Source organism: Leuconostoc gelidum subsp. gelidum KCTC 3527, assembly GCF_000166715.1.
GTDB classification, from domain to species: Bacteria; Bacillota; Bacilli; order Lactobacillales; family Lactobacillaceae; genus Leuconostoc; species Leuconostoc gelidum.
Map to the genome: position 1 here is coordinate 1 of NZ_AEMI01000034.1, position 19055 is coordinate 19055.

At 37.4% G+C, this 19055-nt stretch carries 22 protein-coding genes; 7 read left to right on the top strand and 15 right to left on the bottom strand.

Going from position 1 to position 19055, the window contains the following annotated elements:
* Nucleotides 1-146: 146 nt before the first annotated feature.
* The 5 genes from EUI_RS0107750 to pepV form a co-directional block, all read right to left on the bottom strand.
* The gene (locus EUI_RS0107750) at nucleotides 147-923 is read right to left on the bottom strand and encodes a glucose 1-dehydrogenase (RefSeq protein WP_010017261.1); all 777 of its coding nucleotides are present in this window, start codon (nucleotides 921-923) and stop codon (nucleotides 147-149) included.
* A gap of 151 nt (nucleotides 924-1074) precedes the next feature.
* Nucleotides 1075-2217 (bottom strand): nicotinamide-nucleotide adenylyltransferase, encoded by a 1143-nt coding sequence (locus EUI_RS0107755; RefSeq protein WP_010017263.1) that lies wholly within the window; start codon nucleotides 2215-2217, stop codon nucleotides 1075-1077.
* Nucleotides 2218-2264: 47 nt separating this feature from the next.
* On the bottom strand, nucleotides 2265-3029 hold the full coding sequence (gene pnuC, locus EUI_RS0107760; protein ID WP_010017264.1) for a nicotinamide riboside transporter PnuC: 765 nt from the start codon (nucleotides 3027-3029) through the stop codon (nucleotides 2265-2267).
* 71 nt (nucleotides 3030-3100) lie between these two features.
* Nucleotides 3101-3538 (bottom strand): peptide-methionine (R)-S-oxide reductase MsrB, encoded by a 438-nt coding sequence (msrB, locus tag EUI_RS0107765; protein WP_010017266.1) that lies wholly within the window; start codon nucleotides 3536-3538, stop codon nucleotides 3101-3103.
* A gap of 85 nt (nucleotides 3539-3623) precedes the next feature.
* Nucleotides 3624-5039, bottom strand: coding sequence for a dipeptidase PepV (pepV, locus tag EUI_RS0107770; protein ID WP_010017267.1), 1416 nt, complete (start codon nucleotides 5037-5039; stop codon nucleotides 3624-3626).
* Nucleotides 5040-5330: 291 nt separating this feature from the next.
* Here pepV and EUI_RS10650 point away from each other — a divergent pair, with 291 nt between their 5' ends.
* The 3 genes from EUI_RS10650 to EUI_RS0107785 all read left to right on the top strand — a co-directional run bounded on the left by EUI_RS10650 (nucleotide 5331) and on the right by EUI_RS0107785 (nucleotide 7274).
* Complete coding sequence (locus EUI_RS10650; RefSeq protein ID WP_010017269.1) at nucleotides 5331-5501, top strand: hypothetical protein; 171 nt, start codon at nucleotides 5331-5333, stop codon at nucleotides 5499-5501.
* A 64-nt stretch (nucleotides 5502-5565) separates the two neighbouring features.
* The gene (locus EUI_RS0107780; RefSeq protein ID WP_010017270.1) at nucleotides 5566-6390 is read left to right on the top strand and encodes an NAD(P)H-hydrate dehydratase; all 825 of its coding nucleotides are present in this window, start codon (nucleotides 5566-5568) and stop codon (nucleotides 6388-6390) included.
* Between the two features lie 65 nt (nucleotides 6391-6455).
* Nucleotides 6456-7274, top strand: coding sequence for an exodeoxyribonuclease III (locus tag EUI_RS0107785; protein ID WP_010017271.1), 819 nt, complete (start codon nucleotides 6456-6458; stop codon nucleotides 7272-7274).
* 32 nt (nucleotides 7275-7306) lie between these two features.
* Here EUI_RS0107785 and EUI_RS0107790 read toward each other — a convergent pair whose 3' ends face one another.
* The 3 genes from EUI_RS0107790 to tsaE are packed head-to-tail and all read right to left on the bottom strand — an operon-like array spanning nucleotide 7307 to nucleotide 8795.
* On the bottom strand, nucleotides 7307-7840 hold the full coding sequence (locus EUI_RS0107790; protein ID WP_010017273.1) for a 3'-5' exonuclease: 534 nt from the start codon (nucleotides 7838-7840) through the stop codon (nucleotides 7307-7309).
* On the bottom strand, nucleotides 7837-8349 hold the full coding sequence (locus tag EUI_RS0107795; protein ID WP_010017275.1) for a GNAT family N-acetyltransferase: 513 nt from the start codon (nucleotides 8347-8349) through the stop codon (nucleotides 7837-7839). The genes EUI_RS0107790 and EUI_RS0107795 overlap by 4 nt, the downstream gene beginning before the upstream one ends.
* A complete protein-coding gene (tsaE, locus tag EUI_RS0107800) occupies nucleotides 8346-8795 on the bottom strand; it encodes a tRNA (adenosine(37)-N6)-threonylcarbamoyltransferase complex ATPase subunit type 1 TsaE (RefSeq protein WP_010017276.1) in 450 nt (149 codons plus the stop codon). Before tsaE ends, EUI_RS0107795 begins: the two co-directional genes overlap by 4 nt.
* Before the next feature lie 72 nt (nucleotides 8796-8867).
* On the opposite strand from tsaE, the gene pncB reads away from it, so the two are divergent.
* The 3 genes from pncB (at nucleotide 8868) to EUI_RS0107815 (ending at nucleotide 11823) form a co-directional block, all read left to right on the top strand.
* Entirely contained in the window at nucleotides 8868-10217 is a 1350-nt protein-coding gene (pncB, locus tag EUI_RS0107805; RefSeq protein ID WP_010017278.1) for a nicotinate phosphoribosyltransferase, read from the top strand.
* A gap of 1 nt (nucleotide 10218) precedes the next feature.
* Entirely contained in the window at nucleotides 10219-11043 is an 825-nt protein-coding gene (gene nadE / locus EUI_RS0107810; protein ID WP_010017279.1) for an ammonia-dependent NAD(+) synthetase, read from the top strand.
* A 90-nt stretch (nucleotides 11044-11133) separates the two neighbouring features.
* Entirely contained in the window at nucleotides 11134-11823 is a 690-nt protein-coding gene (locus EUI_RS0107815; protein WP_010017280.1) for a MucBP domain-containing protein, read from the top strand.
* A 39-nt stretch (nucleotides 11824-11862) separates the two neighbouring features.
* Here the strand turns inward: EUI_RS0107815 and EUI_RS0107820 are convergent, their stop codons facing one another.
* The 7 genes from EUI_RS0107820 to EUI_RS0107850 form a co-directional block, all read right to left on the bottom strand.
* Nucleotides 11863-12954, bottom strand: coding sequence for a SepM family pheromone-processing serine protease (locus EUI_RS0107820; RefSeq protein WP_010017281.1), 1092 nt, complete (start codon nucleotides 12952-12954; stop codon nucleotides 11863-11865).
* Entirely contained in the window at nucleotides 12954-13430 is a 477-nt protein-coding gene (gene coaD, locus EUI_RS0107825) for a pantetheine-phosphate adenylyltransferase (protein WP_010017282.1), read from the bottom strand. Before coaD ends, EUI_RS0107820 begins: the two co-directional genes overlap by 1 nt.
* A 24-nt stretch (nucleotides 13431-13454) precedes the next feature.
* Nucleotides 13455-14012, bottom strand: coding sequence for a 16S rRNA (guanine(966)-N(2))-methyltransferase RsmD (rsmD, locus tag EUI_RS0107830; RefSeq protein ID WP_010017283.1), 558 nt, complete (start codon nucleotides 14010-14012; stop codon nucleotides 13455-13457).
* A gap of 67 nt (nucleotides 14013-14079) precedes the next feature.
* Nucleotides 14080-14367, bottom strand: coding sequence for a YlbG family protein (locus EUI_RS0107835; RefSeq protein ID WP_010017284.1), 288 nt, complete (start codon nucleotides 14365-14367; stop codon nucleotides 14080-14082).
* On the bottom strand, nucleotides 14364-15548 hold the full coding sequence (locus EUI_RS0107840; protein WP_010017286.1) for an FtsW/RodA/SpoVE family cell cycle protein: 1185 nt from the start codon (nucleotides 15546-15548) through the stop codon (nucleotides 14364-14366). Before EUI_RS0107840 ends, EUI_RS0107835 begins: the two co-directional genes overlap by 4 nt.
* Nucleotides 15549-15554: 6 nt before the next feature.
* Nucleotides 15555-16631: a glutamyl aminopeptidase gene (pepA, locus tag EUI_RS0107845; RefSeq protein WP_010017288.1), complete on the bottom strand. Its 1077-nt coding sequence runs from the start codon at nucleotides 16629-16631 to the stop codon at nucleotides 15555-15557.
* Between the two features lie 27 nt (nucleotides 16632-16658).
* The gene (locus tag EUI_RS0107850) at nucleotides 16659-17333 is read right to left on the bottom strand and encodes a 2,3-bisphosphoglycerate-dependent phosphoglycerate mutase (protein WP_010017289.1); all 675 of its coding nucleotides are present in this window, start codon (nucleotides 17331-17333) and stop codon (nucleotides 16659-16661) included.
* Between the two features lie 349 nt (nucleotides 17334-17682).
* Between EUI_RS0107850 and EUI_RS0107855 the strand changes: the two genes are divergently transcribed.
* A complete protein-coding gene (locus tag EUI_RS0107855; protein WP_010017290.1) occupies nucleotides 17683-18990 on the top strand; it encodes an NCS2 family permease in 1308 nt (435 codons plus the stop codon).
* Nucleotides 18991-19055: the final 65 nt, after the last annotated feature.

Here is a 19055-nt window from a genome sequence, read left to right on the forward strand (position 1 = left end):
TTGTTGCTTGTTGCTAATCATGGGCCGGATCCTTTATCACGTCAAGTTTTTTGATCTTAATTGTGGATCAAAATGTGATTGAGATCAAGTCATAAAAAGCAATTCGACAGTAATTTTAATATTTCTAGTCTATATCATCTATGTTATTATTGAAACTTAATCCCACCATCAACTGCTAGTGATTGTCCGGTAATATAATCCGCTTGATCTGATACCAAGAATGACACATACTTCGCAATATCTTCTGGTTCTTCACCACGACCCAACAAAATACCATCAATAAACGCTTGACGTGTTGATCCAACTGGCACGTTCTTGCGCTCTGCGAATCGGGCATCTATTTCATCCCACATTGGTGTTAGGACAATACCTGGGTTATAAGCGTTAACTCGAATATTATCTACAGCTAATTCTTTGGCTGCAGCTTGCATTAAGCCTCGGGCAGCAAACTTTGTTGCTGAGTAAATACCTAACATTTCAAATCCTTCCATACCAGCAATTGAAGATGCTAAAATGATTGTGCCACCCTGTTTACCGTTTTTTCGTAAAGCCGTCGGTGCTTCTTGTAAAGCCCATATTTGTGATTTTAAATTAATGTTTAAAATGTTATCAACTTGTTCTTCAGGTGTTTCTTCAATCGTGTCTACCCAATCAATACCCGCATTTGCAATAAATGTGTCTAAACGGCCATATTTTTCCATGGCAAATTGGACCAAATCAAAGTTAACCTGACGAGACTGAACATCTCCAACAAACAGTGACGCTTGACCGCCAGCAGCCTCAATTTTATTAACAACTTTGGTAAGTTTATGTTCTGTACGGCCATTGACAATAACCGCATAACCATCTTTGGCCAATCGTAGTGCAATTCCTTCACCAATTCCCTGTCCACCACCTGTTACAATCGCTACTTTTTCTGACATGATAGTCTCCTAACTTTTATTTTGTGATTTTATTAACAATTTCATTGTAGGAGTTTATGTGCTGTATGTCAATGGAAAATACAAAGAACTGCACACTCAAGTTGTCTAGTCAATAAAAAAAACCAATCTCAATAGATTGGCCAATTCATTATTATAAATGTTTAATATTAAACCCTGTTCTTTCCTGTATCGCATCTAAAGCCTGTAAGTATCGGGCATAATAACCATAAGGATCTTCACCTTCACCCTTAGCATCAAGTAGCACTACTTTGTCCATGAAACCATAATGCTTTATAACACGCACTAATTCATTATGAAATGCCCACCTTGACTGATCATCAGTATTATTCATGTTACGAAAACCATCATGAGTATAGGGTGTCACTGGTGGAATAATCAAGATGAGATCAATCAATTCTTCACTAATTGTATTGTCAAACAGTGGCTGTAATTGTCTACTATCCTCTTTACTCAGCCACAGATCAGCATAAACTTTAGTTACCATGGCATCCGTATCAAAAATTGTCAAACCGTTGTTAGCTGGTGAATTAATTTCTTTAGAATTAGCATCATACTGCCCTTGAATCAAACGAATGTAATCTTTGACTACTAATTCGTCATCACTCACATTTGATCGTTCTTGATATTCACGTGCGTATTCTTCGGAAAATGGTGAATTGCTCGTACGTGCTAATCGTCGTACTAAAGTCGATTTTCCTGTAGATGCCGATCCCATGACAGTGACTTTTTTTGTAAAATGGCGCCGAAAAACACGATTAATATAATCCCAATTGCCTATTGGATTTTTACGAATGTCAGTTGCCGAGATTTTCAAGACCGTGCGATCCATCAAACTAACAGTAAATTGTCCAGTTTGAGGTAAACGTTTCTCTAAATTCAATTTATACTCTGCTTCACCCGTATAAAAAGTAATTTTAGCATTCTGATTAACGACATTGCGTTTGACGGTTTGCACTAAAATTTTGGTCCATTCATCCCATCCTGCTGGCATTTGAGGAATATTATCCTCATTAATATAATCTACTTTAATCGCCGTTTCATCACTAAATGCTTCTCGTAAATAGCGAAATCGCTTTTCGACAGAAAGCCCCATTTGATCACCACGATCACCTGTATATCCTGACGCAATAACCACAACCCCATCATTTAGGGCAGCAGCCTTATAAATTTCTGCTTGATGACCCACGTGCATTGGTGCTAATGTACCAAAAAAAACACCAATTTTTTCGCCTTCTAAATCATCTTTAAATAAATTACCTGCAAAAGTTCTCATGTTTATAAACGCGCTTTGCTACCACTTTTTAATGATAGCTTATCCTCTCACTCTTTCTTTGTTAACTTCCGCCACTGAACAATACCATAAATCGCATTAACTGTCAGTGCTAGATTCATACCAAGCATGGCAAATGCACTAGGGTCTGCATGGCCAGTCCAAGCCCGTCCCCATAAAATAAGTTCAACGATATCAAAAAGTAACCAAGCATACCAAGATTCAGCAAATTTTGCTGTCTGCAATATTTGTGCCCCCATAGAAATCGTTGTTGTCATGCCATCCATATATGGTTGTCTTGAGCCCGCCTGTTCTAGAATCAAACCGACAATCGCCAAAAGGACAAGAAAGACGGGTATCACAAACAGCCACTGTTTTCGCGACATGTATTTTGTTGTAACAACTGCTTGATCACTTTTCTCAGTACTCGTATCACGCTTCATAAAACCTAACCATGCGATAATACCAACAAATTGCATAACAACCCAAAACGCACTAAGTGCAACTTCACCGAACAGCTGCGATTGAAATGCTAGCGGCATATACATGACAGAATAAACTAATCCCCAGAAATAGTTAGTAATTCGTCCTTTTGCTACCAACACAACCGTAATAATGTTCATCAATCCAGTCGCTAAGCCGAACCAGTCAAAATTGTGCGTGTGCATGACGCCCAATCCCCACACCGCACCTTGCAAAAACACTAACACAATCAATAAAATTGCCTCAGGTATCGTCCATCCTAATAATAATTCTTTCACAATGTTTACAGGGTTAAAATATCTCCAAAAATCATTTTTGCGGACATTTTCCATCGTTTGCTATTCTCCAAAAAAGTATTTCCCTACATTATAACAAACTAGAACAAATAAATGATAGAAAAATGTTATTCAAATAACGACAAATACTTACCGTATCCCGCTGCTACCAATTCATTTTTCGGAACAAACTTCAAACTAGCTGAGTTAATACAGTAACGTAAACCACCTTTTTCAGTTGGTCCATCAGTAAATAGATGTCCCAAATGTGAGTTCGCATCGCGCGATGTCACCTCTGTTCGCGTCATACCAAATGATTGATCAACGTGTCGCTTGATATGTTGATCATCAATACTTTGTGTAAAGGATGGCCAGCCACAGCCGGCATCGTATTTATCGGTTGAACTAAATAGTGGTTCCCCACTAACAATGTCCACAAAAATACCTGCTTCCCACCATTGATCATATTCACCCGTAAATGCACGTTCAGTTGCTGCATGTTGCGTTACTTGATAGGCTTCTGGTGTTAACCGCTTTTTGAGTGCCTCATCCGTATATTTTTCCATAATTTTATACCTTCCTTATTAAACATGACATGCCTTGTAAAAATGAGACCAGAACACTCATGCGTTCTAATCTCATCATATTGACCTAGTCTAAATTTGTAATCTCAGCAATCGCTTGGGCATAAATTGAGATTGACCGATATAAATCATCTAAAAGCGCGAATTCGTTAACTTGATGCATGGTATCAGGTGAATCTGGGAATAACGCACCAAAAGCAACACCACGTGCCATCAAACGGCCATATGTGCCACCGCCAATCACTTGATCATGTGCAGGTAGTCCAGTTTGTTCATGATAAACTTTTAACAATGTTTTTACGATAGGATCAGATGGTGCGACATAGTGTGGTACTTGTGCATGACCACCTATAGTTGGTATGACATCCCACCCATTTAATTGTGCTGTTAACCCAGCAACAATTTCTTCCGGTAGAATACCTTTTGGATAACGAAAGTTAAAGTTGATAAATAAATCACCATCAGTTTCAAATTTTTGAATACCGACGTTCATTGATAGTGCACCCATCACATCATCAGTATGATTAATGCCAAATTTTTTACCAATTGTATCTTGGTGCGCAGGAGTTCCCAGGTATGTTAAGTAATGTTTAGCTGTACCGCCAAATGAAAACTTTTGCAAAAAATTAGCCAAATAAGTTCCGGCATTTTCACCTGTTTCAGGCATTGCACCATGAACCTGCTTGCCATTGAGAGTCAATTTAATAATATCGTTATCAGTTTCCAAAGAACCTGAAATTTCTTTATTCGCTGACAAAAAGGCTTCAAATTCAAGTGCTATTTCTGCTACTTGTGGTGATTTTACTGATGCAACAGCCAAACCAGGCACCATATTGGTACGCAAACCTGAATCAAATGACAACAAAGTATCTGAACCACCATTAGTGGCCTTGCCATTGATAAGAACTTGAACATTTCCCTTTTCACCATTGATAATTGGGTACTCTGCATCTGGAGAGAATCCAAACACTGGCTCAGGTTCCACTTCAAAATAGCGTGTCATGCCAAGCCAATCATTTTCTTCATCAGTACCAAAAATCAAACGCACGCGTCGCTTCAACGGTACATTCAAATCTGACAAGATTTTAAAAGCATAATAAGCAGCCATACCAGGCCCTTTGTCATCAGAGGCACCACGTGCAATAATTTTTTCCGCAGTAACTACTGGTTCAAATGGTTCTGTCTCCCAGCCCTCACCGGCCGGCATGACATCAACGTGAGATAAAATAGCAACATATTCGCCAGCATCTTTAGGGCCAATTTCGATATAACCGACCACATTATCAATATTTTTTATTGTAAAGCCATCACGTTCAGCGATGGACAGCATTTTGAGTAATGCTTCTTTTGGGCCTGGACCTAATGGCGCACCCGTTGTTGCCTGCGAATCATCCCGGACTGATTTAACTGCCAGTAAAGACTTCAAGTCCTCAATATAGGCATTTTGTCGTGAAGCCGTTTCTTGTTTCCAATCAATTGTCATAATAGTTAAAAAACCTTTCAATGATGATATATAACTTTATTATACTGTTTGTCTCGATTATAGCAAGCACATAGATTTGTTAGACGTTGCTAATTTACAACTCATATCAAGTGATACAAACATACTAAAATATCGTACCTTATTTGTAAATATTGGTTGAATCATATAAAATTAAGTGTGAGTATCGTTAGGTTATAAACAACATACATAATCTATTACCTAACGTTGCAAATATCCTGATCATTCAATGTTTTGAAAAATATAAATCGGATATTATTAAGGTAGTTAATCATGAATAAAACAACACTTTATGTCACTATTATTGCGATCATATTAATGTTTGTCTCGCTAGTCAGTTGGATTGTCAATCAAATGACGTTTGCCATACTGTCCGCTAATTTAGGTGTTCTTATTCTCGCTGTGGCTGTACTTTGGGATAATCGTAATCACCTGACCAAATAGAGACACCATCAATACATCAGTAACACATTGCCTATAAGAAATTAGGTCCATGAGGTAACAAATGATGAAATCACTAACAGAAGAAATACTGTATAAAGTTATTAATAAACGTCTCAATCAGTCACATAAAGGCACTTATGGCCGTGTATTAATCATTGGTGGTACCTCACAGTTCGGCGGTGCAGTGATCATGAATGCTATAGCAGCGATCAATGCTGGTGCTGGATTAGTCACCGTGGCAACTGACCCGAGTAATTTCACAGCAATTCATAGTCACAAACCTGAGGCAATGGTTATTAATTTTAACGACGATCTCACTGCCTATATAAATACGAGCGACGTGATTTTAATTGGTTCCGGACTTGGTAATCGTGTTGATCTTGTTCAAGCGGCTTTTTCTGCTATTTCAGAAAAACAAATAACGATCATAGATGGTTCTGCTCTCACCTTAGCTGCTGAAAAACACCTATCTTGGCCAAAAGGACAATTAATTTTAACGCCACATCAAATGGAGTGGCAGCGCGTTAGTGGTGTTCCGATTGCCCAACAGCCCTTTGAAGCCTTTAATTTACTGGCTCGTAACAAGTTCACCACCAAACCAATAATTGTTCTAAAACAGTTTCATTCTCAAATATATACAGATGATGGTATTTACGAACTACCTATTGGTGGACCGTACCAAGCAACTGGTGGTATGGGAGATACTTTAGCGGGTATTATTGCGGGTTTCACTGCCCAATTCAAAACAGCTACACTATCAGATACAGTATTAGCTGCGGTTTATATACATTCAGCTATTGCTGATGAACTTGCCAAAACGCAATATGTGACATTGCCAACACAAATAAGCCAGGCTCTACCAACTTTCATGAAAAAATATGCTAATTAGTCAACAGTGCCACAAAACAGAAAATGCTTGATCTCATACACGTCATCTAAAAAAGGACCCTATACATGCAACTCATATCTTGGAACATCGATTCAATCAATGCAGCTGTTGAACACAAATCAGCGCGTGGTGAAATGACATGGGACGTACTGACAACTATTGCTGCGCGCAAGCCAGACGTATTCGCCATTCAAGAAACTAAACTTAAAGCAACAGGCATGACAAAAAAGCAATCAGAAGCAATCGCTGAATTGTTCCCTGATTATCATGTCTATTTAGATTCCAGTACAGCACGTTCTGGTTATTCTGGTACAATGATGTTAACACGCATCGAACCACTAAGTATCGAATTTCCAAAAATTGCTGCACCAGACACGATGGATATTGAAGGGCGCATTATTACACTAGAATTTGATAATTATTATGTTTCAACAGTGTACACGCCAAATTCCGGATCAGCTCTTGCTCGTTTATCGGCTCGTGGCGAATGGGATGATGCTTATCGGGCATACATTCAAACGCTCGATGCCAAAAAACCTGTAATTTTTAGTGGTGATATGAATGTTGCCCATGAAGAAATTGATCTTAAAAATTTCAAAACAAATCATAATTCTGCTGGTTTTACTAATCAAGAACGTGAAAAATTTACTGCCTTACTTGATGCTGGATTTACCGATACCTTGCGTATGCAAAATCCTAACACACCAGATATTTATACTTGGTGGGCTCAAATCAGCAAAACTAGTAAAATTAATAATTCTGGATGGCGAATTGATTACTACTTAGTCAGTGACCGTATTGCAGAAAACGTTTCAAATACTGGTGTTTTAGATACTGGTTTGCGTCAAGATCATGCCCCAATCTCACTAACAATTAACCTATAAAATAAATGACCTGTCCTTTTCTTTAGGATAGGTCATTTATTTTGTACAAACTGTTTTAAACTATCAACGCCAAAATGTTCGGCTTCATATATTAAAATGTTAGCTGCTGCAACAGCATCATCAAGTGCATTATGATGATGGTCTAGTGTTATACCTAGATTATTTGCAACAGTATTTAATTTGTGATTTTCAAATTTAGGAAAGAGTTTACGGCTTGTTCGTACAGTATCAAGTAGCATATAATGTGGTTCTTCAATCCCATAATGAGCCAAAGTGCCCTTCAAAATATTATTATCAAATGCTGCATTATGCGCTACAACTAATTTATTGTCTCTAAACAATGGTGAAATAATTTGCCAAATCTCTGGAAACTTGGGCGCATCAATCACATCACTTTCACGTAACCCATGGACTGCAGTATTACGTGAACTAAAATACGTTTCTGGTTTAATCAAACTATAGAATTTATCAATAACTTGATTATCGCGGACTATTGCAATTGCAATTGATACGGCCGAATATTTTTCGTGATTTGCTGTTTCAAAATCCATGGCTATAAAATTCATAATGACGTGTTCTCCTTAACTAAAAACTTAACCATACGTTGTAATTTGGTCACGCGACCATTTGGTAGTGTGAGGTTGACTTCAGATCCAACTTTTTCAAACTCAAACTTATCATAAAGATGTGTCGCCACTAAGTTATCAGTTTGCACATCCAACCAAACTTTCTCCAAATTAACCATCTCTGCCCAATCAAGTAAGGCTACCATTAAACTCTTACCTAGACCTGCACCTTGAAAGTCCTTCAAAATCGCCATGCCAATTTCACCATTTTCAATTGAAGCAATTCCAACTGGTAATGTGTCATTTTGTTGCTCTGCAATCAACAATAAAGTGATCGCTGGCTCATTTGTGTCTTCTTCTGCTACTATTTGACCGTCACGTACACTAGCAACCAAAAAAGTATCTGTTTCTGACATCAAATTTTGAATTAAAGATTGCCATGCTGTTGCACGTGTTAAACTTGCCTCTTCCAAACTAAAAGTAATTGGCTTAGCCTTATCAAAAATCATAATTGCCTTTCTATCTCTACTGCACTACCCACACCATTAATTTGAATTTTACGGCTATCATCATACTTACCGCGCGTAAAAATTAATTCTAATCGATTGTTAGGTAACAAATCTTTCATATACTGCGGCCATTCAATCAATGTCACGCCGTCTGTCCCAACATAATCTTCAAATCCTTGATCTTGTGCGCCTGTTTCCTCCAAGCGATACGCATCAAAATGATAAATTGGAAAGTGATGTGTATGATAAGTATTCATAATATTAAAGGTCGGACTCTTAACACGCTCAGTCACACCAAGTGCACGTGAAAATCCTTGCGTGAAGGTTGTTTTCCCTGCACCAAGGTCACCATTTAAGGCAATTACTAGTCCTGGACTAGACAAAGCGGCAACAAGTGCAGCAAATTTTTGGGTTTCATCTCGATTGTTTGTCAAAATTTCTTTCATATTTTTATTATATCACGGCTTTTACACAATATTTTTGCTATAATGAGTTTAATAATTTTAAAGGAAACTATTATGTTCTACCCAGACGATTCATTCGCATTACACACTGATTTATATCAAATAAACATGATTTATACATACTGGCAAGCAGGTATTGACAAAAAACCAGTTGTTTTTGAAGCTTATTTTCGTGATATGCCTTTTAATAATGGCTATGTTATTTTTGCTGGACTAGCACATATTGTACAATATCTTGATGATTTACACTTCAGTAATAGTGATATTGCTTATTTACAGTCACTTAATTTGTATCATGAAGATTTTTTAATCTATCTAAAAAAGTGGCAATTGACCGCTTCTCTCCGTGCACCATATGAAGGCGAGGTCATGTTTGATCACGAACCATTACTACAGGTTGAAGGCCCATTAATTGACGCACAATTACTCGAAACAGCTTTGCTAAATATTATTAATTTTCAAACGTTAATTGCAACCAAAGCTTCTCGTGTTGTAACAGTGGCCAATGGTGATCCATTAATGGAGTTTGGTACACGACGTGCTCAAGAATTTGATGCTGCGTTGTGGGGAACACGTGCCGCCTACATTGGCGGATTCAATGCCACCTCAAACGTCCGTGCGGGTAAATTATTTAATATACCCGTGTCAGGTACACATGCTCATGCCCTTGTTCAAGCATATCAAAACGATTATACTGCTTTTAAAACATATGCCAATTCACATCACGATGTTGTTTTTCTAGTCGATACTTTTGATACATTAAAATCTGGGGTACCTGCTGCAATTAAAGTTGCTCAAGAATTTGGTGACAAAATTAATTTTCAAGGTATTCGAATTGATTCTGGTAACATGGTGTCATTGTCGATAAAAATTCGCCAGATGCTTGATAAATCCGGATTTTCTAACGCTAAAATTTATGCATCAAATGATTTAGATGAATATGTGATTTCTGATTTAAAAGCACGTGGCGCAAAAATTGATGTCTGGGGTGTTGGTACAAAATTGATTACTTCGTTTGACCAACCTGCATTAGGTGCTGTTTATAAAATGGTCAGTATCGATGGTAAAAATACCATTAAACTTTCCGATGATACTGAAAAAATTTCAATTCCCGGAAAAAAACAAATTTGGCGGACAAAATCAGGCGACGTGTTGTCTTTTGCAACAGAAGCAGGTTCTGGCAAACCAATATTGCATGATGTTTTTAATAAAGGTCAAAAAGTATATCACCTGCCCACAATACAAGAGATTCAAACATACGCAAAAAACAGTTTATTAAAACTACCCGATCGTTTTAAACGACTTGATCATCCTGATCATTACGACGTCACGTTATCTCAACAATTGGCAGATGCCAAAGCAACTGCCATTGCTGACGTTCGACTAAAAATTAAGGAGAATTAATATGCGCCCACTACAAGCGAAAATTATTGCTGACCTTCACGTTCAACCATTCATTGATCCACTGACAGAAATTCGCCGTTCAGTTGATTTTTTAAAACAATATTTACAGCACAATCTACAATATACAAGTTGTATTATTGCTGTTTCTGGCGGCCAAGACTCCACGTTAGCAGGAAAAATTGCTAAAATTGCTATTGATGAATTAAACGTCAATCCAACCATTGACTACAAACTCATCGCTGTACGGCAACCTTACGGTAAACAAAGTGACGAATCAGATGCCATTTCAGCGCTTAACTTTATCCAACCTAACCAAACTATAACCACTAATATCAAATCAGCTACTGATGCCATGACGCTTGCTTTGCAGGAAAGTGGTCTTGTGGTCAATGATTTGAGTCGTGGCTCTATTAAACCAAAAATGCGCATGATTGCCCAATATGCCGTAGCTCGTGAATATCAAGGTATTGTAATTGGCACTGATCATGCAGCAGAAGCGTTCGCTGGTTTCTTTACAAAATACGGTGACGGTGGCACTGATGTTAACCCGCTATGGCGTTTGAATAAACGACAAGGCCGTGATATGCTTCAGACCCTTGAAGCACCAAAAGCATTGTACGATAAAACACCAACCGCAGATTTAGAAGACGATCGACCACAGTTACCTGATGAAATTGCGCTTGGTGTCACATACGATTGTATCGATGATTATTTAGAAGGGAAAAATATATCAACCAAGGATGCTGAAAAAATTGAACATTTATATCTGACCAGTGCACACAAACGTCACGAACCAGTGACTATTTATGATACGTGGTTTTATTGAATTGATCATATCCTTTTTTCAAGTTTTACCACACTAAACCCATGTAATTAAAATACTCAGTTTTGATATAATAATGATAGAGGTTAAATTATGACAAATCAATCACCCATTTGGATTTATTATGAAAATATTGCAACACATGAACAACTTTTACCACCCGAACGTTTAGACGGTTTGCCCAAAACAACTTACACAATTGACACGCCAAGCATTCCAAATTATGTGTACGTTGATAATTCAGGTGAATTATCCGGTATTTTCGGTAATTTCCCACAATCCCTGCACCTAAACTACCGGCCACAAAGCTGGCGTGACGCACATCGCGTTAATATGTACATTGCATTACATGTTGAAACGCTTGCTCATACGGATCCCGATGATTATGCTAATATTTCAACAACGTTACCTCCTGACAGTTATTGGGCAACACCACTACGTGTCATTTCAGGAAATGGTCAATTTTGGTACCAAGTTGGCGATCATGTTTGGATACGTTATGATGCATCATTAATGTCATTATCAGATACAGCGCCTAATGTCGAGAATATTAACTATATACAAGACTTAAACGTCGAAAATAATCAACCTAATGCGTTAGTTAACTTCTTACCAAATATGTCAACTGAGATATTTGCCACTCCTTATGGTTTACCAATTGGTAGCGTTCTAGATGGTGATCTTGTTGCTATTTCAAAAGAGGAGCGTCATGAAAACGGTCTTCTGTGGTATAAACTTGCCAACAGTGGTTGGATTAATAGCATATATGTTCATAAAATATAAAAAATAGGCGACACCTTTTTAAAAAGGTGTCGCCTATTTTTATTTTACCTTGTCTGTTGTTTTAATTATTTTACCTGTCTCAAGATAATTTACTGCATCTTGAAATGTTTCTACAGGAATAACTTTAATACTTGGGGCATATTTTTTTGCTGTATCTCTAGCAAGTTGATAATTTGTTTTATGTTGTTCTTCATACTTCAAAATTTCTTTAGTTGGTGCTATATAGGGGGCAAAAAATACAGTTGATCCTGCTTCCTTCGCAGCAATGACTTTCTTATCAATACCACCAATTTCACCAACATAACCGTTAACATTCATTGTCCCAGTACCAGAAATATTACGATTTTTAGATAATTTATCACCGGTGAGCTGATCATACATTTGCAGTGTAAACATTAAACCACCAGAAGGACCACCAATTTTACCTGGATCAACAGCTATTTTTCGTGATGTTGAAACTGCGACGTTGTCTGTCAAAACAATACCAATACCTGACCTACCATTAGGATATTCAGATGATTTACTACTAGGTAGCTTGATAGTGTCACCCGAGGTTTGACCTTTTTTTCCATTGCGTAGGTAATCAACTGTCACTCGAACACCTTTTTTCTTATTGGCAAGATATTTAATAAAACCATCAGAATTTTCATAATGATGCCCATCAACGGCTGTAATAGTGTCCCCAACCTTAATTGATTTTTTAAAGTGTGACGTGTCACTCACACTTAACACATAAATACCACGATAAGTTGCAGTTATTTCTTGATTTGCCTTCCTAAATGCTACTTGTTCAGCGTTAGCAATGGCACTTTGCATATAAAAATTCTGTACCTCATTAAATACTTCGGAACTTTGTCCACCCATAACATCTTCAGATTTAGCATAGGACATGTGTGGATTAATTTTTGTTTGCAAATAACTAAAACCATTTGCCCGAGAAAGATATACCGATGTGATATTGTAACGACCCTTTGATGTATCATTTTTGCCATCAATCTTTACAAATTGTGATAAATCATCTGCTTCACCAGGACTTTCAATATAGCCATCAAGCGGACGAACAAGCCATACTAAGCCAATAATTACAAAAACGGCGACAATTACTGCTATAATTTTACTTTTTTTATGCATTAATTTAACCGTTCCTTCAACGCATCAACAACAACTTTAGGGACAAATTTTGCCATATTATCTGCACCCATTGCACCGATCTCTTTAACCATTGAACTAGAAATATTTTGATTTTCTGGTTTAGACAATAATAAAATCGTTTCAACGTCCGCTAACGCACTATTGACCCCTGCAATATCACGTTCATATTCAAAATCTTTACTATTACGCAATCCACGCACAATAAATCCAGCGTTGATTTCTGCCATAAATTGTACTGTCAACCCATGCATCACAGCAACTTCGACATTATCTAAGTCAGCAACAGTAACTGATATCAGTGCTATTTTTTCTTCAGGTGTAAATAGCGCTTGCTTACTCGTATTATTACCTACGCCAACAACCACCGTATCAAACATTTTACTTGCACGCCGAATAACGTCTAAATGACCATTAGTCAGCGGATCAAAACTACCTGGAAATAATGCAATACTCATATCTGTTCCCCCTTGTCAATCTCGTTATAAACTATTGTATTGGTAAATCGTGATAACAGTTATACCATATTGTTTTTGTCGCATAATTTCAAATGTATCATTTTCAATTGGCAAATTTGCCACATCGTTACTCTCAGCTAAAATTATGGCGCCATTGGATAATAAGTGATGATCTACCATATAATGCATGTCCGCATTAAGCGTTTCCTTAGCGTATGGTGGATCTAAAAAAACAAGATCAAATTGCGCTTTTTCTTCAGAAAATTTTTGTAATGCTTGCTGAGATGTCATTTTTAAGACCGTAAAAGCATCTTTATCATGTATTTTTTCAATATTATTTTGAATCACTTGAATCGCTTGAATTTGGCGGTCAACTAAAGTGGCATGTCCCATGCCACGAGACACAGCCTCAATACCAAGACCACCCGTCCCAGCATATAAATCTAGTACATCCCCACCATCTAAGTATGGCATCAACATGCTAAACATCGCTTCTTTCACTTTATCAGTTGTAGGACGTGTTTTATCACCCACAACTGCTTCTAATTTTGTGCCACGAAATCGGCCTGCTACTACTCGCATCTTATCAATACGCGTATTGTCGCTACTGGTAGTAACATTAATTTAGATTACTAGTTCCAGCCATACGTCAATTTACGCTCTCCTCATCATAATTTTCAAAGAAAATATCATCGTGCATATCACCTAAATCCGGATCAATATCTGGACGTGGTGATTTTAAAACATCTCTAACAAATTTATATTGTTTAATTTTTTCAATTTTTTGATCCACGTCAATATCATCAACGTAAATCATGGCAAAATTCATTTTTTGAGAAACATAAGTCAATTGACCAAATTTTTTTAATTGTGTAGCATGCCGATTATTTTTTAAATAAACATACAAAGCACGACGCGGTTGTATTTCTAATGTCATTTTAAATCCTTTCTAGCAATGATATCTGCTGGGTGAATAGCGACTAGTTTTTTTTGTGTCGCAGCAATGTTTAAAGTCAAACCAATTGAAGCACTAAAAACAATATAAGATGATCCACCACCAGAAATAAACGGGAAAACAACACCTGTAATTGGCAAAATACCGACTACGCCACCCAAATTAATAAGTGATTGCACAAATAACAGTGTTGCAACGCCAAACAATACCAGTCGTGCATATTGACTTTTTTGCCGAATACCCAAAATTATCATTCGACCAACCAATATTAACATTAACACAAGTACCGATGCTGTTGTTATCGCGCCTAGTTCCTCTGTCATTACTGCCATAATAAAATCAGTATTTGATTCTGGCAAATAAGGCTTAATAAGTGAATTGCCTAAACCAACACCAAATATACCACCATGTGCAATGGCATAATAACCATAGAGCAGTTGTCGACTCGTGTCAACGGCATTTGGATCCCACGGATTAACAAAACTCGTTAATCGTGCACTGGCATAGTGATTACTACTTGTTAAATCAAAAAAATGATTGGCAAATCGAATCAACGTTTGCAAAAAACCAAATCCCAATCCCATTATAGCTGCTACTAAAGCGATTAAACGCCTTGATACACCAGAGGCTAAAAACAGTGCCATTAGTATTAATATAATGATTAAACCATTACCATTATCCGGCATTAAAATAACTAGTGCAAGCCCTGTTAATGGTAATCCCCAGACATTTAGTTGACTCACTGGTTGTAATTTCAATCGTACGTGATTTTGCCAAGGTTGCCTAGCAAAAAAATTCGCAAAATAAAGAATCATAGCTAATTTCAAAAATTCAGCTGGTTGTAGCGTTATGAGGCCTAAATTAATCCAACCATGGGCCCCATTGACAGGTGGCATAACAAACCTAGCAATAATTAGTGCCGCTATAACACCAAGTTGAAGGTTACGCATCCACTTTGCATTTTGTAATTTTCTAAGATTAAAATGATATAAAAAGAATGCGCCCATTAATCCTATCACAACAAAAATTGCTTGTTTAATAAAATTACTCAGGGCTGCTGTCGTTCCCTGAGTTGCTGAAAAAACCATCACAATGCCTAGCATACTAAGAATTGCAAACGGTACAGCTATCCAATAATCTAATTTTCGTAATTTTTTAAACATGCAAACTTAATCACCTAAAATTGTTTTCAAATTCGTTTCGTCTAGATTTTTCGCAATCGCGATAACAAAATCTTTTGCTGCTTCAAAATCTGAAATTGACCAAATCGTTTGATGCGTGTGGATATATCGCGAGGCAACACCTAATGCCACTGAAGGTATACCTGTTCGTTCACTTTGAGCTGCTGCTGCATCAGTCCCACCCTTTGATACAAAATACTGGTACGGAATATGATTATCTTCTGCAGTCGACAGTAAAAATTCTTTTAAACGGAGTGGTAACACAACGGTAGGATCAAATACACGTAAAAGCGTCCCATGATCTAGTATACCTTGACGGCCCACACTACCGTTTACATCATCAGCTGCGCTGGAATCAATCGCAAAAAAAACATCCGGTTCCATTAAATTCACCGCACCATGTACACCACGAAGGCCTACTTCTTCTTGAACATCAGCGCCCATAATTAACGTGTTAGGCGTTTGAACATCCTTTAAAGCATCTAATGCCTCTAAAATAGTGACCATTCCAAAACGATTATCCCACGCCTTTGAGATAACACGTTTTTTATTCGCAGTCATAATTGTTGCCACTTCGGGTACAATAAAATCGCCTGGAAAAACACCAAATGCATGTGCTTCTGCCTGATCCACAAATCCAGCATCAAATAAAATATCGTCCACTGTTGGTAGTGTGATTTGACTATCACGTCCACGTAACAAATGTGGTGAAACAGAGCTTGATACAATCGGATAAGCACCATTTATAGTAAATAGTGTAAACCGTTGTGATGAAATCACAGTTGGATTCCAACCACCAACAGCCGCAACTTTCAAAGCACCATTAGGTAATACACTAGTTACAATGAAGCCTACCTCATCCATATGCGCCGCAAACATGACACGCGGTGCATGGAGATCACTATTCTTTTTAACACCAAAAATGCCACCTAAACCATCTTGTTTAATATCATCAACTAATGGTAATAGTTCCTCACGAAAAGCTTTGCGAATTGTCTGTTCTTGTCCTGACGTGCCTTGTAATTCCGTATATTTTTGGACTCGTGCCCATGTTTTAGCGTTCAAAATTATTCTCCTTTTTGTCACAAAGCGTTAGTCTGACTCTAAATATTGGCGCTCACTCATATTAAATTGCTCATCGAATGTATAACAAATTGGCTCACCATTGCCAATCTCCAAACCATCAATATCACTGTCGCTAATTTTTTCTAAATATTTTATTAATGCGCGTAATGTACTACCATGGGCAACAATCAATTGATTATGACCAGCGCGTAATTCAGGCACTACAACGTCTAGCCAGTAAGGTAGCATCCGTTGGCTTGCCATTTCTAAGCTCTCACCAAGTGGTTCAATATTATTAGGATAACGTCGGTCTGACACCACTTTTTTTAATAGTGGCGGAACATCTATATAGCTACGGCGCCATAAGGCAACCGCTTCAACACCATATTTTGATCGCGCCATATCTTTATTTAACCCACGTAGCGCACCATAATGACGTTCATTTAATCGCCATGTTTTATTAATTGGCACCCAAGACTGATTCATTTCAAACAAAACAATATTGGCTGTTGTAATCGCACGTTGTAAATAAGACGTATGTACCCTATCAAAAAGTAACTGTTTTTGTACTAAAATTTTACCGACACTTTTGGCTTGTTGCTGACCTTTTAAGGTTAAAGGAACATCGGTCCAACCAGTAAATTCATTATCTCGATTAGCTGTCGATTCGCCGTGTCGGACCAACACAAGTTGTGTACCCATAAGTTAACTTCCTTAAATCAATGTTATTTCTATTATAACATTAAAAATTAAATAAATTGCCAGTGACCTCGCCCAAAAAAGGAATTAAACCTGTTTACCTATTCTGTCATGTCAAAGTATGCTGATTTCAACACAACAACCACTCTCTTTTTAGCCATGCCAACATAACCATCAATAAAAGACGAACACTATGATATTATCGTTCGTCTTTAAACCGCTTTCACGTCTTTTTTTGATTAAACAATTTATAATTAGACACTATAAACTGAATATTTATGTTTTAATTCATCTTTTATACTGCTAAAATTAAGTAGAACGTCTAACGTTACTATATTTTTGGGAGGCAATCATGTCTGCGATTGCAAATTATTTTAAACTCGACGAATTGAATACATCAATTCGTACTGAATTCATTGCTGGTTTGACAACATTCACGTCAATGGCGTACATTTTGTTCGTCAATCCTTCTGTATTAGGTGCTGCTGGTATGGATAAAGGTGCTGTCTTTACTGCAACAGCTGTTGCTTCAGCTGTTGCGACACTCTTTATGGGAATTGTTGCTTTATATCCAATTGCCATTGCACCAGGTTTGGGTGTCAACGCGTTTTTTGCCTATTCTGTCGTTATTGGCATGAAGGTCCCATGGGAAACAGCCATGGCAGGTGTTTTCGTTGCTGCGATTATCTTTTTGGTTCTAACATTTTTTAAGATTCGTGAAAAAATTATTAATATTATTCCACAAAACTTAAAATTAGCTATTGCAGCGGGTATTGGTCTATTTATTGCTTTTATTGGCCTACATGATGCTGGCTTAATTGTTGCCAATAAAGACACCATGGTGTCTTTGGGTAACTTAACAACGCCCACGTCACTTTTGTCAATTTTTGGTATTATCCTTACTTTTATTTTATTGACACGTAAAACACCCGCTGCTATTTTTATTGGTATGGTTGCCACATCAATTGTTGGTATTATATTTGGATTAATTAAACTGCCCACTACAATCATTTCGCCAGTCCCTTCATTAGCACCAACATTTGGCGTTAGTGTGATGCATATTGGCGATATTAATTCTTTGCAAATGATTACGGTTGTGATTACATTTTTGCTGGTAACATTTTTTGACACAGCAGGTACAATGATTGGCCTAGCCACACAGGCTGGTTTTATGAAAAATAATGAAATGCCTCGTGCTGGACGGGCTTTGATGGCCGATGCCGTAGGTATGACAGTTGGTGCTGTTATTGGTACGTCTCCAACTTCTGCTTATGTTGAATCATCATCAGGTATCGCAGTAGGCGGCCGTTCTGGATTAACTAGTGTCTTTACAGGTCTATTCTTCCTATTAGCTTTGTTTTTTTCACCATTACTAAGTGTCGTAACGTCACAAGTTACTGCACCCGCATTAGTTGTTGTTGGTGTTTTGATGGCAAAAAGCTTACGTCAAATTGAATGGGAAGACTTAGCCATTGCTGCACCTGCATTCTTGATTATTATTGGTATGCCACTTACTTACTCAATTTCAGATGGCATTGCTTTGGGATTCATTTTATACCCTATTACAATGATTACAACTGGTCGTGGTAAAAAAGTACATCCACTAATGTATGCGCTAGCCATATTATTCATCCTATTCTTAGTCATTGTCGCGCATTAAGATTAAATAAAAAAATATCCAAATTAAAAGCTATTCAGTAGATGAATAGCTTTTAATTTGGATAT

Coding starts and splice junctions, on each gene's coding strand:
- EUI_RS0107795 (WP_010017275.1), bottom strand. CDS start 8,349: ATGATTTTTGATAAGGCTAAGCCAATTACTTTTAGTTTGGAAGAGGCA.
- rsmD (WP_010017283.1), bottom strand. CDS start 14,012: ATGCGAGTAGTAGCAGGCCGATTTCGTGGCACAAAATTAGAAGCAGTT.
- coaD (WP_010017282.1), bottom strand. CDS start 13,430: ATGAGTATTGCATTATTTCCAGGTAGTTTTGATCCGCTGACTAATGGT.
- EUI_RS0107840 (WP_010017286.1), bottom strand. CDS start 15,548: ATGTTTAAAAAATTACGAAAATTAGATTATTGGATAGCTGTACCGTTT.
- pnuC (WP_010017264.1), bottom strand. CDS start 3,029: ATGGAAAATGTCCGCAAAAATGATTTTTGGAGATATTTTAACCCTGTA.
- EUI_RS0107815 (WP_010017280.1), top strand. CDS start 11,134: ATGACAAATCAATCACCCATTTGGATTTATTATGAAAATATTGCAACA.
- pepV (WP_010017267.1), bottom strand. CDS start 5,039: ATGACAATTGATTGGAAACAAGAAACGGCTTCACGACAAAATGCCTAT.
- EUI_RS0107855 (WP_010017290.1), top strand. CDS start 17,683: ATGTCTGCGATTGCAAATTATTTTAAACTCGACGAATTGAATACATCA.
- EUI_RS0107850 (WP_010017289.1), bottom strand. CDS start 17,333: ATGGGTACACAACTTGTGTTGGTCCGACACGGCGAATCGACAGCTAAT.
- EUI_RS0107785 (WP_010017271.1), top strand. CDS start 6,456: ATGCAACTCATATCTTGGAACATCGATTCAATCAATGCAGCTGTTGAA.
- EUI_RS0107750 (WP_010017261.1), bottom strand. CDS start 923: ATGTCAGAAAAAGTAGCGATTGTAACAGGTGGTGGACAGGGAATTGGT.
- EUI_RS0107835 (WP_010017284.1), bottom strand. CDS start 14,367: ATGACATTAGAAATACAACCGCGTCGTGCTTTGTATGTTTATTTAAAA.
- EUI_RS10650 (WP_010017269.1), top strand. CDS start 5,331: ATGAATAAAACAACACTTTATGTCACTATTATTGCGATCATATTAATG.
- EUI_RS0107755 (WP_010017263.1), bottom strand. CDS start 2,217: ATGAGAACTTTTGCAGGTAATTTATTTAAAGATGATTTAGAAGGCGAA.
- EUI_RS0107780 (WP_010017270.1), top strand. CDS start 5,566: ATGAAATCACTAACAGAAGAAATACTGTATAAAGTTATTAATAAACGT.
- pncB (WP_010017278.1), top strand. CDS start 8,868: ATGTTCTACCCAGACGATTCATTCGCATTACACACTGATTTATATCAA.
- msrB (WP_010017266.1), bottom strand. CDS start 3,538: ATGGAAAAATATACGGATGAGGCACTCAAAAAGCGGTTAACACCAGAA.
- EUI_RS0107790 (WP_010017273.1), bottom strand. CDS start 7,840: ATGAATTTTATAGCCATGGATTTTGAAACAGCAAATCACGAAAAATAT.
- nadE (WP_010017279.1), top strand. CDS start 10,219: ATGCGCCCACTACAAGCGAAAATTATTGCTGACCTTCACGTTCAACCA.
- tsaE (WP_010017276.1), bottom strand. CDS start 8,795: ATGAAAGAAATTTTGACAAACAATCGAGATGAAACCCAAAAATTTGCT.
- EUI_RS0107820 (WP_010017281.1), bottom strand. CDS start 12,954: ATGCATAAAAAAAGTAAAATTATAGCAGTAATTGTCGCCGTTTTTGTA.